General features: G+C 73.7%; 13 protein-coding genes and 1 pseudogene. 9 read left to right on the top strand and 5 right to left on the bottom strand.

The window, feature by feature from the left end:
- A pseudogene (locus FHP29_RS22955) lies at window positions 1-278 on the bottom strand (sigma-70 family RNA polymerase sigma factor); the annotation flags it as partial.
- Between the two features lie 156 nt (window positions 279-434).
- Entirely contained in the window at window positions 435-1,322 is an 888-nt protein-coding gene (locus FHP29_RS19140; protein ID WP_139624469.1) for an HAD family hydrolase, read from the bottom strand.
- A 42-nt stretch (window positions 1,323-1,364) separates the two neighbouring features.
- Between FHP29_RS19140 and FHP29_RS19145 the strand changes: the two genes are divergently transcribed.
- The 9 genes from FHP29_RS19145 (at window position 1,365) to hemB (ending at window position 11,402) form a co-directional block, all read left to right on the top strand.
- Window positions 1,365-2,987, top strand: coding sequence for a class I adenylate-forming enzyme family protein (locus FHP29_RS19145; RefSeq protein ID WP_139624470.1), 1,623 nt, complete (start codon window positions 1,365-1,367; stop codon window positions 2,985-2,987).
- Entirely contained in the window at window positions 2,984-3,229 is a 246-nt protein-coding gene (locus FHP29_RS19150; RefSeq protein WP_139624471.1) for a glutaredoxin family protein, read from the top strand. Before FHP29_RS19145 ends, FHP29_RS19150 begins: the two co-directional genes overlap by 4 nt.
- A gap of 191 nt (window positions 3,230-3,420) precedes the next feature.
- Window positions 3,421-4,119 (top strand): redox-sensing transcriptional repressor Rex, encoded by a 699-nt coding sequence (locus FHP29_RS19155; RefSeq protein WP_240044610.1) that lies wholly within the window; start codon window positions 3,421-3,423, stop codon window positions 4,117-4,119.
- Complete coding sequence (locus tag FHP29_RS19160) at window positions 4,116-5,423, top strand: glutamyl-tRNA reductase (RefSeq protein WP_139624473.1); 1,308 nt, start codon at window positions 4,116-4,118, stop codon at window positions 5,421-5,423. Before FHP29_RS19155 ends, FHP29_RS19160 begins: the two co-directional genes overlap by 4 nt.
- On the top strand, window positions 5,420-6,439 hold the full coding sequence (gene hemC / locus FHP29_RS19165) for a hydroxymethylbilane synthase (protein WP_240044611.1): 1,020 nt from the start codon (window positions 5,420-5,422) through the stop codon (window positions 6,437-6,439). The genes FHP29_RS19160 and hemC overlap by 4 nt, the downstream gene beginning before the upstream one ends.
- The gene (locus FHP29_RS19170) at window positions 6,436-8,127 is read left to right on the top strand and encodes a bifunctional uroporphyrinogen-III C-methyltransferase/uroporphyrinogen-III synthase (protein ID WP_139624474.1); all 1,692 of its coding nucleotides are present in this window, start codon (window positions 6,436-6,438) and stop codon (window positions 8,125-8,127) included. The genes hemC and FHP29_RS19170 overlap by 4 nt, the downstream gene beginning before the upstream one ends.
- 241 nt (window positions 8,128-8,368) lie before the next feature.
- The gene (locus FHP29_RS19175; RefSeq protein WP_139624475.1) at window positions 8,369-8,890 is read left to right on the top strand and encodes a SigE family RNA polymerase sigma factor; all 522 of its coding nucleotides are present in this window, start codon (window positions 8,369-8,371) and stop codon (window positions 8,888-8,890) included.
- Between the two features lie 4 nt (window positions 8,891-8,894).
- A complete protein-coding gene (locus tag FHP29_RS19180; RefSeq protein WP_139624476.1) occupies window positions 8,895-10,253 on the top strand; it encodes a hypothetical protein in 1,359 nt (452 codons plus the stop codon).
- A gap of 210 nt (window positions 10,254-10,463) precedes the next feature.
- On the top strand, window positions 10,464-11,402 hold the full coding sequence (gene hemB / locus FHP29_RS19185; RefSeq protein ID WP_240044657.1) for a porphobilinogen synthase: 939 nt from the start codon (window positions 10,464-10,466) through the stop codon (window positions 11,400-11,402).
- Here the strand turns inward: hemB and FHP29_RS19190 are convergent.
- The 3 genes from FHP29_RS19190 to FHP29_RS19200 are packed head-to-tail and all read right to left on the bottom strand — an operon-like array spanning window position 11,362 to window position 13,819.
- The gene (locus FHP29_RS19190; RefSeq protein ID WP_139624478.1) at window positions 11,362-12,363 is read right to left on the bottom strand and encodes a glycosyltransferase family 2 protein; all 1,002 of its coding nucleotides are present in this window, start codon (window positions 12,361-12,363) and stop codon (window positions 11,362-11,364) included. The two genes, hemB and FHP29_RS19190, sit on opposite strands and share 41 nt — an antisense overlap.
- 5 nt (window positions 12,364-12,368) lie before the next feature.
- Window positions 12,369-13,283 carry a Gfo/Idh/MocA family protein gene (locus tag FHP29_RS19195; protein WP_139624479.1) on the bottom strand — a complete coding sequence of 305 codons (915 nt, stop codon included), beginning with the start codon at window positions 13,281-13,283 and terminating at the stop codon, window positions 12,369-12,371.
- Entirely contained in the window at window positions 13,280-13,819 is a 540-nt protein-coding gene (locus FHP29_RS19200; RefSeq protein ID WP_158296646.1) for a dTDP-4-dehydrorhamnose 3,5-epimerase family protein, read from the bottom strand. Before FHP29_RS19200 ends, FHP29_RS19195 begins: the two co-directional genes overlap by 4 nt.
- Between the last annotated feature and the right edge of the window lie 100 nt (window positions 13,820-13,919).

The following is a 13,919-nucleotide window of genomic DNA, read 5'->3' on the forward strand; positions in this document are numbered from 1 at the left end:
CGGGCGAGCTCCACCAGGCCGATCAGACGCTCCCGGGCCTCGGGGGAGTCCTCGGAGGAGGTGGCGAGCGTGGAGTCGCCGAAGGCGCTGGAGCCGTCGTGCTGGAGCCCGTCGGACTCGGCGTGGGCCTCGCTCAGCAGCAGCCAGTGGTCCGCGCCGCGGCGCCGGTCCGCCGGGACGGGGCCGCCGGCGAGGGCCGGCTCCGGGGAGAGGGCAGCGAGCACAGCAGCGCGCAGGGCATCCAGCCCTCGCGCAAGCTCAGCACGCTCCCAGGTCATACGGGTTCCCTCCCTCATGCCCCCGCAGGGGATCCTACGGCGGATCCTTGCGCAGCGGTACCGGAACGCTAAGAACCGGTCGACCGGATCCCACACCACCCGGAATGACTAGGTTACCGTCCAGTAGGGGGGTGCGGCCACGGGCCGCGACGGCGCTCAGGAGTGGTGCCGGCGCACCTGTCGGCGTACGACGGCGCCGGCGATCGCGGCCCCCGTCGCGGCCGAGCCGACGACGATCCCGGCGCGGGCCGCCTTGCGGCCGGTGCGGTAGTCGCGGATGCGCCAGCCGTGGGCCCGGGCGTGGGCGCGCAGCCGGGCGTCGGGGTTGATGGCGCACGGGTCGCCGACGAGGCCGAGCATCGGCAGGTCGTTGGCGGAGTCGCTGTAGGCCGAGCACAGCGCGAGGTCCAGGCCCTCCCGCTCGGCGAGCGCGGTGATCGCCTCGGCCTTCGCGGGCCCGTGCAGCATGTCGCCGACGAGCCGACCGGTGTAGACGCCGTCGACGTGCTCGGCGACCGTGCCCAAGGCGCCGGTGAGGCCGAGGCGGCGCGCGATCAGGCCCGCGATCTCGATCGGCGCCGCGGTGACCAGCCAGACCCGCTGGCCCTGGTCGAGGTGCATCTGGGCCAGCGCCCGGGTGCCCGGCCAGATCCGGTGCGCCATCGCCTCGTCGAAGATCTCCTCGCCGAGCTCCTCGAGCTCCTGCACGGTGTGACCGGCGATGAAGGCCAGCGCGGAGTTGCGGGCCTCCGCGACGTGCTCGGGGTCCTCGACGCCGGCGATGCGGAAGTAGGCCTGCTTGTACGCCGCGCCGACGAGGTCACGCGTGGTGAAGAACTTGCGCCGGTACAGCCCGCGCGCCAGGTGGAAGATGCTCGCGCCCTGCATCACCGTGTTGTCGACGTCGAAGAAGGCCGCCGCCCTCGGGTCGGCCGGGTGCGCCAGCGCGGTCTCGACCTCCGCCGCCGCGGCCGCCGCCTCGCCGGCCAGGCGCGACCGCTGCTGCAGGTTCAGCCGACGAGGTCGGTCGGGGGGCGGCACCATGACGCACAGACTAGAAGAGAGAACGGCACGTAGGATCCCTCCATGTCGTTGCCGGACGCATCCGTTGTCCCCGACGTGGCGGCTCTCGTCGCGTCCGCCGCCGCCGATCACCCCGAGCGGCTCGCGGTCGTCGAGGCCGGCGGCCGGGGACTGACCTGGGCGGAGCTCGAGGACGAGGTCGGCCGGGTCGCCACGGGCCTGGGCCGCGCCGGCGTCCTCGCCGGCAACCGCGTGCTCATCGCGCTCGGCAACAGGCTCGAGTTCGTGACCGGATATCTCGGCGTGCTGCGCGCCCAGGCCGTGGCGGTCCCGGTGAACCCGGGATCGACCCCCACCGAGCTCGCCGCGATGCTCGTCGACTGCGGTGCGCGGCTCGTGCTCGCCGACGGCCAGACCGTGGGCGCGGTGCGCGACGCGGTGGCCCGTCCCGAGGTCGCCACGGCCGCGCAGGACGAGCACCGTCCCGTCCCGCGGGTCGTGCTCGTCGGCGGCGAGGGCGAGTCGCAGGCCGCGGAGATCACGTACGACGCCCTGCGCGCCGAGCCCGCCGTACCCGTGCCGCCGCTGCAGGACCCCGAGAAGCTCGCGGTGCTGCTCTACACCAGCGGCACGTCCGGGCGCCCGCGTGCGGCCATGCTCACCCACCGCGCCCTGCTCGCCAACGTCGACCAGGTCGCGTCCGTGGAGCCGCCGATGATCCACTCCGACGACGTCGTGCTCGGGGTCCTTCCGCTCTTCCACGTCTACGGCCTCGGCGCCGTGCTGGGCGGCGTGATCCGGCACCGCGCCAAGCTCGTGCTCACCGATCGCTTCGACCCCGAGGGCACCCTCGACCTGGTCGAGGACGAGGCGTGCAGCGTGGTCCCGGTCGCGCCGCCGGTCTTCGCGGCCTGGCAGCACGTCGACGCGCTCGCCGAGCGGCTCGGCCCGGTGCGGATGATCCTGTCGGGCTCCGCGCCCCTCGCCGCCGAGACGGTCGAGGCGTTCGGCGCCCTCGCTCAGGTCCCGATCCACCAGGGCTACGGGCTCACCGAGGCCTCGCCCGTCGTCACCAGCACCCTGTGCTCGACGGAGGTCAAGCCGGGCTCGGTCGGGGCGGCGCTCGACGGCATCGACATCCGCCTCGTCGACGACGAGGGCGTGCCGCTCGACGGGGCGGCGGTCGACGACCCGGGCGAGATCCAGATCCGTGGCCGCAACCTGTTCAGCGGCTACTGGCCCGACGGTCAGGACGGGCCCGCCGAGGACGGCTGGTGGTCCACCGGCGACGTCGGCTTCCTCGACGCCGACGGCGACCTGTTCCTCGTCGACCGGGTCAAGGAGCTGATCATCGTCTCGGGCTTCAACGTCTACCCGACCGAGGTCGAGGCCGTGCTGGAGGGCGTCGCCGGCGTGCGCCAGGCCGCCGTGCTCGGCGTGCCCGACGAGCGGACCGGCGAGGCCGTCGTCGCGTACGTCGTGCCCGAGTCGGGCGAGGCGGACGGGGCCGCCGCCGACGGGCTCGTGAGCGCCGTGCGGGCCGCGGCGCAGGAGCACCTGGCGCCGTACAAGAGGCCGGTCCGGGTCGAGGTCGCCACGGCTCTGCCGCGCACGGTGACCGGCAAGATCCGCAAGGGCGTGCTGCGCGGCGCCGAGCGACGCAAGGCGCTGGGGATCCTCGAGTGAGCGTCCGGACGCCGCGGGTCACGCTCTACAGCCGGCCCGGCTGCCATCTGTGCGACGACGCCCGGGCGGTGATCGAGGCGGTCTGTGCCGAGCTCGGAGAGAGCTACGAGGAGCTCTCCATCGACGACGACCCCGCTCTCGGCGACCGCTTCGCGAACGAGATCCCCGTCACCTTCGTCGACGGACGGCAGCACGACTTCTGGCGAGTCAGCCCCGACCGGCTGCGGGCCGCGCTGCGCTGATGGGCGCGAGCGCGTCGCTCGTTCCTCGCGCCGCGCTGCCGCGCTGCGCGAGAGATCTGGTGACGTTTACCACGAGGCGTGTCCGTACCTGATGCGGGGCCCGTTCGTCCATTTTGTTCCCACGTTCACAAACTCCTACAGTGATCGAGCCGCGTGATTGACGCCTGATCGGGCGGCTGGAAAGTGGAGCTGTGACCACACGGAGTTCGACGGATGCCGCCCGGGTCATCCCGGAGGCCACGGTCGCGCGTCTGCCCGTCTACCTGCGGGCGCTGACGGCGCTGGCCGACAGCGGGATCCGCACCTGCTCGAGCGAGGATCTGGCGACCGCTGCGGGCGTCAACAGCGCCAAGCTCCGCAAGGACCTCTCCTACCTCGGCAGCTACGGCACGCGCGGCGTGGGGTACGACGTCGACTACCTCCGCTACCAGATCGCCCGTGAGATCGGCGTCACCCAGGACTGGCCGGTCGTCATCGTCGGCATCGGCAACCTGGGCCACGCGCTCGCCAACTACTCCGGCTTCCGCAGCCGCGGCTTCCGGATCGTCGCCCTCCTCGACGCCGACCCGGATCTCGTCGGCCGGAGCGTCGCGGGCGTCGTCGTGCGCCCGTTCGACGACCTGGAGGAGATCGTGCGCGAGCACGACGTCGCGATCGGCGTGATCGCCACCCCGGCGCTCGCCGCGCAGGACGTCGCCGACCGCATGGTCGCGATCGGCATCACCAGCATCCTCAACTTCGCGCCGGCCGTGGTGGCCGTGCCCGACGGCGTCGACGTACGCAAGGTCGACCTGTCGATCGAGCTGCAGATCCTCGCCTACCACGAGCAGCGCAAGGCCAACGGCGCCGTCGAACCCGCTGCCGGTGCCGGAGAGGGAGGTGCCGCATGAGCGTCCTGGTCGTGGGCATCTCCCACAACTCCGCGCCGGTCGCCCTGCTCGAGCGGGTCGCGCTCGACCGCGACGGCGTGCAGAAGCTGATCGCCGACGCAGCGTCGTGCGAGCACGTCGGCGAGGCGACCGTCATCGCGACCTGCAACCGGCTCGAGATCTACACCGAGGTCGAGCGCTTCCACGGCAGCATCGAGCAGATCTCGCGCCTCCTGGTCGACCGGGCCGGCGAGACGACCGAGGCGATGCTCCCGCACCTCTACGTCCACTACGACGACGGTGCGATCTCGCACCTCTTCCAGGTCGCCGCCGGGCTCGACTCGATGGCCGTCGGCGAGGGCCAGATCCTCGGCCAGACCCGTGAGGCACTGCGCCGCGGCCAGGAGCTCGGCACCGTCGGACCTGCTCTCAATCTGCTCTTCCAGCAGGCGCTGCGCGTCGGCAAGCGCACCCGCGCCGAGACCGAGATCGACCAGGTCGCGCCCACCCTCGTCAGCGCGGCGCTCGACGAGACCGCCGAGGTCGTCGGCTCCGTCGAGGGCAGGTACGTCGTCGTGATCGGCGCCGGCGCGATGGCCGGTCTGGCGGCCGCGACCGCCAGCCGCCTCGGCGCCGGGCACCTCTCCGTCGTCAACCGGTCCCTCGACCGGGCCACCCGGCTCGCCGCCCTCCACTCCGGCACGCCGATCCCGCTGGGCGACCTCGGCGCGGAGCTCGCCCGCGCCGACATCGTCATCAGCTGCACCGGCTCCTCCGGCACGCTCATCGACCGCTCCCTGCTCGCCGGTGTCCGCGACGGCGTCGACCGCCCGCTGGCGCTGATCGACCTCGCCCTGCCCCACGACATCGCTCCCGACGTGGCCGACCTGCCCGGCGTCCGCCTGGTCGGTCTCGCCGAGCTGGGCGAGCTCCTCCACGGGGGCCCGACCGGTCGCGAGGTCCAGGAGGTGCGCCGCATCCTCGGCGAGGAGGTCACCGCCTTCCTCGCGGCCCGCCGCCAGGCCAGTGTCACGCCCACGGTCGTCGCGCTGCGCTCGATGGCCACCAACGTCGTCGACGCCGAGATGACCCGCCTCGAGGCGCGCCTCCCGGAGCTCGACGAGGCCACCCGCGAGGAGATCCGGCACACCGTGCGCCGGGTCGCCGACAAGCTGCTCCACGAGCCCACCGTCCGGGTCAAGGAGCTCGCCAACGAGCAGGGGGCCGTCTCCTACGCCGCCGCTCTCGCCGAGCTCTTCGCGCTCGACCCCGACGCCGTCGACGCCGTCACCCGCCCCGTCGTCAGCGAGGAGGGCCTGTCGTGAGCACGACCCCGGCCCTGCGCATCGGCACCCGCCGCAGCGCCCTCGCCACCACCCAGTCCGGTCACGTCGCCGACGCCCTCGAGGCGCTCGGCGTGCACACCGAGCTGGTCGAGATCACCACCGACGGCGACCGCAGCCAGGCCAGCGGCACGCCGCTCACCGGGGCCCCGTCCACCGGTGTCTTCGTCAGCGCGCTGCGCGACGCGCTGCTCGCCGGCGAGGTCGACGTCGCCGTCCACTCGCTCAAGGACCTCCCGACCTACGCCACCGACGGGATCGCGCTGGCCGCCGTACCTCTGCGGGAGGACCCGCGCGACGTCGTCGTCGCCCGCGACGGCCTCACGCTCGGCGAGTTGCCGCAGGGCAGCCGGGTCGCCACCGGAAGCCCGCGCCGCGTCGCCCAGATCGAGGCGCTCGGTCTCGGCGTCGAGCTCGTCGGGGTCCGCGGCAACGTCGACACGCGGATCGCTCGCATCGCGGAGGGGACCTACGACGCCGTCGTGCTGGCGCGCGCCGGACTGGCCCGCCTCGGCCGGCTCGACGAGGTCACCGAGGTCCTCGACCCGCTCCAGGTCCTCCCCGCTCCCGGCCAAGGCGCACTCGCCGTCGAGTGCCGCAGCGACGACACCACGGCCCTCGCCCTGCTCGCGCGCCTCGACGACCCCGGCGCCCGCGCCGCGGTCACCGCCGAGCGCACGGTCATGGCCACCCTCGAGGGCGGCTGCGCGGCTCCCGTCGGCGCCCTCGCCGAGGTCGCCGAGGGCGAGGAGGGCCCCGAGCTGTGGCTGCGGGCCGTCGTCCTGTCCGAGGACGGTGCGCTCGCCGTACGCCGCTCCGCGTCGGTCGCCCTCGGCGTCGACCCGTCCTCGTGGCCCGCCGACGCCGCCAAGCTCGGCGGCGACCTCGGCGCCGAGATGCTCGCCGACGGCGCCGACGAGCTGATGAACCAGCGCGACAGCGCCAGCAACACGAACGCCCACCCGTCCGCACGATCTGCAGAGGTGCCCAACCCATGACGCGAGCCACGACAGCCAAGAAGGCTGCTTCGACTCCCGCCGCCCAGGTCCACACCGCCCCCCGGCAGGGCCCCGGCTTCACGGCCTTCGTCGGAACCGGTCCCGGTGACCCCGACCTGCTGACCGTGCGCGCCGTCCGGCTGATCCAGGACGCCGACGTGATCATCACCGAGGAGCCCGGTCACGCCGACCTCGTCTCCGTGGTGCGTGCGCGGGTCGCGCAGGTCGGCGAGGAGCCGGCCGGCGAGCCCGAGATCATCGACGGCGGGTTCGGTGAGGACGGCCAGCCGCTGACCCACGCCGCCCGCGCCAAGGTCGTCGTCAAGCAGGCCAAGCGCGGCCTGCGGGTGGTGCGCCTCCTCGGCGGCGACCCCTTCCTCTACGCCTCCGGTCCCGAGGAGGCGCAGGCGGTCGCCAAGGCCAACCTCGCCTTCGAGGTCGTCCCCGGCGTCTCGTCGGTGGGCGCGGTCCCGGCGTACGCCGGCATCCCGCTGACCACCAAGGACCACCGCGAGGTGGCCGTGGTGACGTGCGGTGACAAGGTCGACTGGAGCCGGTACGCCGACACCCCGACCCTCGTGCTGCTCTCGGCCGTCGGTCAGATCGGCGACATCGCCAAGCAGCTCGTCGCCGTCGGCCGCTCGCCGCAGACCCCCGTCGCGATCACCCGCGTCGGCACGACCACCGAGCAGCAGACGATCACCTCCACCCTGGAGCACGTCGGCGCCGAGGCCCGCGCCGCGCGGATCGCGCCGCCCGCGATCATCGTCATCGGCGCGGTCGTCGACCTGCGCGAGAAGCTGTCCTGGTTCGAGACCAAGCCGCTGTTCGGCTGGCGGGTGCTGGTGCCGCGCACCAAGGAGCAGTCCGCCTCGCTGTCCAACCGCCTGCGCGAGTTCGGCGGCGTCCCCGAGGAGGTCCCCACGATCTCCGTCGAGCCGCCGCGCAACCCCCAGCAGATGGACAAGGCCGTCCGCGGTCTGGTCGAGGGCCGCTACGAGTGGATCGCGTTCACCTCCGTGAACGCCGTCAAGGCCGTGCGCGAGAAGTTCGAGGAGTACGGCCTCGACGCGCGCGCCTTCTCGGGTCTCAAGATCGCCGCCGTCGGCGAGAAGACCGCCCAGGCGATCGCCGACTGGGGCCTGCGCGCCGACCTCGTCCCTTCGGCCGACGGGTCGGCCGGTCAGTCCGCGGCCGGCCTCCTCGAGATCTGGCCGGAGTACGACGAGCAGCTGGACCCGATCAACCGGGTGTTCCTGCCGCGCGCCGACATCGCCACCGAGAACCTCGTCGCCGGCCTGATCGACCTCGGCTGGGAGTGCGACGACGTCACGGCGTACCGCACCGTCCGGGCCGCCCCGCCGCCGGCGCCGACCCGCGACGCGATCAAGACCGGCAAGTTCGACGCCGTCGTGTTCACCTCGTCCTCGACCGTGCGCAACCTGGTCGGCATCGCCGGCAAGCCGCACCCGTCGACGATCATCGCGGTGATCGGTCCCGCCACGGCGAAGACCGCCGAGGAGCACGGCCTGCGGGTCGACGTGCTGGCTCCCAAGCCGGACGTCGAGCTCCTCGTCGAGGCCCTCGCCGACTTCGGCGCGAGCCGCCGCGCCGCGCTGCTCGAGGCCGGTGAGCCGGTCACCAAGCCGAGCGACCGCAAGCCCTCGGCTCGCCGCAAGAAGGCGTGAGGGCCAGGCGCCGACCCGGCTCATCCTGACCTGTAGAACGCGTCGAAGCGTCTGGGCCAGCACCGACTCGATCGCCGACCCGGCTCATCCTGACCTTCATCGAGGTAAGGACGTGCCGGGTCGGCGCGATTTTGAGGTGAGTTTGCGCCGGGTCGACGCAATTCGGGGGTGAGTTCGTGCCGGGTCGGTGCAACCTGAGGGGGTGGCCGCCACGTTGAGTCCGTCATGGAGCGGATGACCGATGCGTGACGAGACCGAGTTCGTCGCCTTCGCCCAGGGCTCGCGCGACCGGCTGCGCCGCACGGCGTACCTGTTGTGCGGGGACTGGGAGCGGGCGGCGGACCACGTCCAGGACGCGCTGATCCGGGTGTACGTCGCGTGGCCGCGGCTGACCCGGGCCGGACGTGAGTACGCCTACGCACGCAAGGCCCTGGTGAGCGTCGTCCTCGACCACGCCCGGCGCCGGTCGAGCACCGAGGTGGTGGCCGAGGCCGATCCGCAGCGGTCCGACGGCGTCGACATCGCCGCGCGGGTCAGCGAGCGGGCGAGCCTGGTCCAGGCGATGGGCGAGCTGCCCCCGCGGCAGCGGGCCTGCGTCGTGCTGCGCTACTTCGACGACCTCAGCGTCGCCGACACCGCGCGGGCACTGGGCTGCACCGAGGGCACCGTCAAGAGCCAGACCGCGCGTGCGCTGGACCGGCTCCGCTCCGTGATCGACGACTCGTCGCTCGACGAGCCGACCCTGGGAGCCGGAAAGTGGTGACGACATGAACCAGATGCGCGCACGCCTGGAGGAGGCGGCGGCCACCCCGCCTGCCGACGACCTCGACCTGGCGGCGGTGCTCGCCGGCGGCCGTCGGGCCGTACGCCGGCGCCGGACCCGGCTCGCAGGCGGACTCGCGGTCGTCGCCGTCGGCGCGGTCGCGGTCGGCAGCCTCGCCGGCCAGGGGGTCGACGGACGCGATGCGCCCGCCGCGAGCGCCGTACCTCGTCCGGAGGGGCCGGTGACCCGCCTCTCCGACGCGGTCCCGGCGAAGTCGGGCGTCGACTACGACCTCCTCGCGAAATACACCAACCACGACCTCAACCGGGACAACGGGCAGTACTACGACGGCGTCACCACCGACGGCCTGATCCTGTTCCGCGACGGGCCTCACGGCGCGCACAACAAGGTCCGCTACGCGCTGCTCGACCCCGCCACCGGCAAGAAGGACTGGCTGCCCGGGCTCGACGAGCAGGAGCAGCTGTGGCCGGTGGACCTCGGGGCGGAGCGGCTGGTGCTGACCTCGTTCGGGGTCGTCGACCCTGCCGACGGAGGGAACGACCTCAGCGGGTCGCTGCGCGCCCACGTCTACGACCGCGCGAGCCGCACCTGGACGACCACCACCTGGGCCGGCCTCCCGCCGGTCCACAGCGGCCGCGTGCCCGTGCTCGGCCCGCAGGGGCGGCTCTATGTCGGCGTCCCCGCCACCCAGGGGTCGCCCCCTCCGGGCGGCTGGCCGACGGGACCCGACGGCGAGGCCGACGACGCCGGCGCCGAGGGCGAGACCTATGACCTGTGGTCGGTGTCCCCGACCGACCCGGCCGACGCCCGCGACGAGCACCTGCGCGTCGGCGCGGTGGCCTTCACCGACGATGCGATGGTGTGGTCGGCGGCGACCAACGGCAAGAACGACCGCATCCACGTCCGCGACCTCGCCACCGGCGCCGAGCACGACTTCGACCCGCGCTCGGGGAAGCGGTGCAACCTGCTGTCCTTCGGTGCGGTCGGCGACCGGATCGTGGCCAGCGAGTACTGCGGCACCTACGACGACGGTCGCGACGACCGGGTCCAGGTGCTCACCACCGACGGCGAGCCGGTGACGACGATCCAGGGCGACGGGATCGACGGCACGGTGAACGGCGGTCTCGTGCAGGTCACGTCGTACGCCCGGAAGGCTGCCGGCAGCTATGTCTACGAGCCCGACACCGGCCGGTTCGTCCGGCTCAGCGACGGCGTCTCCTCGTGGGGCCTCGGCGGGCCGACCCCGCCGGGCTACGTCCTGTGGCACACACCGGTCGGCGAGATGTCCGACGACCCCGACGCGGTGGCCGGCGCCACCCAGTGGCTGGCGCGGTGGCGCTGAGCCCCGGCTGGGGGCGGGCGGTCATGTAACTCGGTGTTACGTCGACTACCAGGGACTCCTGACCGGTCAGGACTCCGTGGTAGTCGCACGGACACCGAGTTACATGACGCCGCCGCCACCCACCCCGCCCCGGGCTTGCGGGACAATGGCGCGGTGAACGACATCCAGCGCCCCCTGGTCCGCCCTCGTCGCCTGCGGACGTCGGCGGCGATGCGCGACCTCGTCGCCGGGAGCGCGCTGCGCCCCGCCCAGCTGGTCCTGCCGGCCTTCGTCCGCGAGGGTGCGAGCGAGCCGACGCCGATCAGCTCGATGCCGGGCGTCGTCCAGCACACCCGCGACTCGCTGCGCAAGGCCGCCGTCGAGGCGGCCGAGGCCGGTCTGCGCGGGATCATGCTGTTCGGCGTACCCGAGGCCAAGGACGCGATCGGCTCCGGCGCCACCGACCCGGACGGGATCCTCAACGTCGCGATCTCCGACGTGGTCAGCGAGGTCGGCGACGCCCTGATCGTGATGGGCGACCTGTGCCTCGACGAGTTCACCGACCACGGCCACTGCGGGGTGCTCGACGACGCGGGTCGGGTCGACAACGACGCGACGCTGGAGAGGTACGCCGACATGGCGGTCGTGCAGGCCCGCGCGGGCGCGGGACTCGTCGGCCCCAGCGGCATGATGGACGGCCAGGTCGCCGTCATCCGCGACGCGCTGGACGGCGCTGGGCTCACCGACACCGGGATCCTCGCCTACTCCGCGAAGTACGCCTCCGCCTTCTTCGGGCCCTTCCGCGAGGCCGTCGACAGCTCCCTGGAGGGCGACCGTCGGACCTACCAGCAGGACGGCCGGCGCGACGGTCGGGAGGGTGTCCGGGAGGCGCTGCTCGACATCGAGCAGGGCGCGGACATGGTGATGGTCAAGCCGGCGCTCGCCTACCTCGACGTGCTGCGCCAGGTGGCCGACGCCGCCTCCGCGATCGGCGTGCCGACCGCGGCCTACAACATCTCCGGTGAGTACGCCATGCTCGAGGCCGCCGCCGCACACGGCTGGATCGACCGGGAGGCCGCGATCCTGGAGACGCTGACCTCGATCAGCCGTGCCGGTGCCGACGTGATCCTCACCTACTGGGCCACCGAGGCCGCCGGCCTCCTGCGCTGAGCCTCAGCGCCGCCAGCTCCTCGGTGAGCGCCTGGTTGCGCGCCCGCAGGCGCTGGTTGGCCGTCCGCTTCCGCTCGACCCGGGCGAACGCCTGCTCGGCCGCGGCCTGGGTGTCCGCCAGCTGGGAGCGCAGCACGGCGATCTGCGCGAGGGCCTCGTCGTGGGTGCGGTCGAGCTCCTCGGCGTACGTCGTCGTCGCGGCGAGGTGGGCCCACAGGTCGGCGAAGGCACGGGCCCGGAAGTCGTCGCGTGCCCGCGCCGAGCCGAGAAGATCCTCGGCGATCCGGCGGGACTCGGCTTCGCGCTCGGCGAGACTCGCGTCCGTGCGCTCGACGGCGGGCAGGCTCACCCCCTGCACGGAGTACCGGGTCGCCAGCCGCAGACCGGGCGTCTCGAGGAAGGCACGCCACATGTGCAGGTCGCTCCACACGTCGGCCGGCGCGGGCTCCCAGCCGTGGACGAGCCGACGGTACGCCGCCAGCCGGTAGCCGGCCACGCTCGGGCCGAAGAAGTTGAACCGCTCGGTGCGCATCCGCTCCCGGGTCCGCGGGTCGGCCAGGTCGCCGAGGTGTACCGCGACCGCGCCCTGCGGGGTCAGCCGGGCCTGCAGGAGGTTGCCGAAGTCGGCGTCGGCCAGGAGCCGGTCGAGCTCGACCAGGTGCTCGGGGAACCACAAGTCGTCGTCGGCCAGCTGCGCCACGAGCGGCCGCTCGGCCCGCTCGAGCACCGCGTGCCGGTGCGCCTCGCCGTGCCGCTCGCCCTTGGGCAGGTCGAGCACGCGGACGCGGGGGTCGCGGTCGGCGTACTCCCGCGCGCAGGCCGCCGTCTCCGCAGGCGCGCCGTCGCAGAGCACGACCAGCTCGAGGTCGCCGAGCGTCTGGGCCAGCACCGACTCGATCGCCAGCGGCAGCATCGCGGGCGGGCGGTGCACGGGCAGCAGGACGGTGAACCCGGTCGCCATGGCACTCAGGGGAGTCCGGCCATGGTGCGGAGGGCGGCGATGGCGCGGACCACGGCCAGGCCGTCGGCGGCGCTGGAGCGGGGCGGCGGGCCGCCGGCGAGGTGCGCGAGGAAGGCCCGCAGCTCGGCCGCCAGGGGGAGCTCGGCGCCGACGGCGCGCTCCCGGGTCTCGGGGGTGATCTCGACGCCGTCGACGGTGCCGGCCAGGAGGATCCGGTCGTCCCAGGAGTCCGCCAGCTGGCCGGAGCCGTGCTCACCGACCACGACGACGGTACGACGGTTGACCGGGTGGGTCGCGGAGACCTCGCAGGTGACCAGCGGACCGTCGTCGTCACGCAGCACCGCCAGCAGGCCGTCGCCCGAGGGGTCGGCCGCGGCGGCGAAGCGCGGCTCCGGGAGCCGGCCGAGGATCTCCGTCGCGATCGACAGGTCGTGGGGGAGCAGGATCCACACGGCGTCGACGTCGCGGTGGGGGTTGCCCCAGCCGAGCCGGTGGCTGGTGATGCTGCGCAGCGGCCCGAAGGCGCCGGTGCGGGCCAGTCGGGCCAGCTCGACGACGCCGGGGTGGTAGCGCCACTTGTCCATCACGAAGATCCGCTCCCCGGCGGCGGCGACCAGCTCGACGGCCGACGCGGGGTCGGCGGTGAGCGGCTTCTCGACGAACATCGGCCGCCCGCGCGGCAGGAGCGCCCGGACGCACTCGGCGTGCCGCACCGTGACCGGCGCGACGACGTAGCCGTCGGCGTCCGGGAGCTCCGCGGCGGACGCGACCACCGACCTGGCCCCCGCCTCGACGGCGGCCGCTCTCGACGTCGCGGACGGCACGGCGACGTGCACCTCGGCCCCGAGGGCACGCAGGTCGCGGAAGATCAGCCGGCCCCAGCGACCGAAGCCGACCAGTCCGACGCTGGGCGCGCTCATCGGGCCGTCGCGGCGAGATAGGCCGTGCGCATGGTCGCGTAGTCGGGTGCGACCCGGTCACGCTCGGAGAGCGACGGCGTGGTGTCGAGGGCCCAGTCCAGGCCGAGCGCCGGGTCGTCGTACTGGCAGCCGAGCTCGTCGGCGAGGTTCCAGTAGCGGTCGACGCCGTACAGGTGCACGCTCGGCACCGGGAACCAGAAGCCGTGGCACACGCCGGGCGGGATGGAGACGGCCAGCGGGTCGTCCGCGTCGATCCTCATCATCGCGGACCGACCGGCGGTCGGGCTGTCGGGCCGCAGGTCGTGCAGGCCCAGCACCAGGGTCCCGGCGAGCACGGTGAGGTAGTCGTGGTGGCCGACGTGGACGTGCACGCCGCGCATCACCCCGGCCCGGGAGCGGACGGCGTTCCACTGCACCGGGCGCAGGTCGAGCGGCCACTCGTCGCGGAAGACCTCGACGAACTGCCCCCGGTCGTCGGCGTGCGCGGTCAGCGGAACGAGCCGTACGCCGGTGAGCTCGGTGCTGGTCGCTGACACGATCCCTCCTCCGCGGCCCTGACGGACCCGGGCCACCGTAACGGGTGCCGGTGCGGTCAGGGGGCGGAATGTGCGAGAGCCCCGAGGCTGGGGGGCCAGG

Source organism: Nocardioides albidus, assembly GCF_006335005.1.
Lineage (GTDB): Bacteria > Actinomycetota > Actinomycetes > Propionibacteriales > Nocardioidaceae > Nocardioides > Nocardioides albidus.

Coding starts and splice junctions, on each gene's coding strand:
- FHP29_RS19140 (WP_139624469.1), bottom strand. CDS start 1,322: ATGGTGCCGCCCCCCGACCGACCTCGTCGGCTGAACCTGCAGCAGCGG.
- FHP29_RS19145 (WP_139624470.1), top strand. CDS start 1,365: ATGTCGTTGCCGGACGCATCCGTTGTCCCCGACGTGGCGGCTCTCGTC.
- FHP29_RS19160 (WP_139624473.1), top strand. CDS start 4,116: ATGAGCGTCCTGGTCGTGGGCATCTCCCACAACTCCGCGCCGGTCGCC.
- FHP29_RS19170 (WP_139624474.1), top strand. CDS start 6,436: ATGACGCGAGCCACGACAGCCAAGAAGGCTGCTTCGACTCCCGCCGCC.
- FHP29_RS19175 (WP_139624475.1), top strand. CDS start 8,369: ATGCGTGACGAGACCGAGTTCGTCGCCTTCGCCCAGGGCTCGCGCGAC.
- FHP29_RS19180 (WP_139624476.1), top strand. CDS start 8,895: ATGAACCAGATGCGCGCACGCCTGGAGGAGGCGGCGGCCACCCCGCCT.
- hemB (WP_240044657.1), top strand. CDS start 10,464: ATGCGCGACCTCGTCGCCGGGAGCGCGCTGCGCCCCGCCCAGCTGGTC.
- FHP29_RS19190 (WP_139624478.1), bottom strand. CDS start 12,363: ATGGCGACCGGGTTCACCGTCCTGCTGCCCGTGCACCGCCCGCCCGCG.
- FHP29_RS19195 (WP_139624479.1), bottom strand. CDS start 13,283: ATGAGCGCGCCCAGCGTCGGACTGGTCGGCTTCGGTCGCTGGGGCCGG.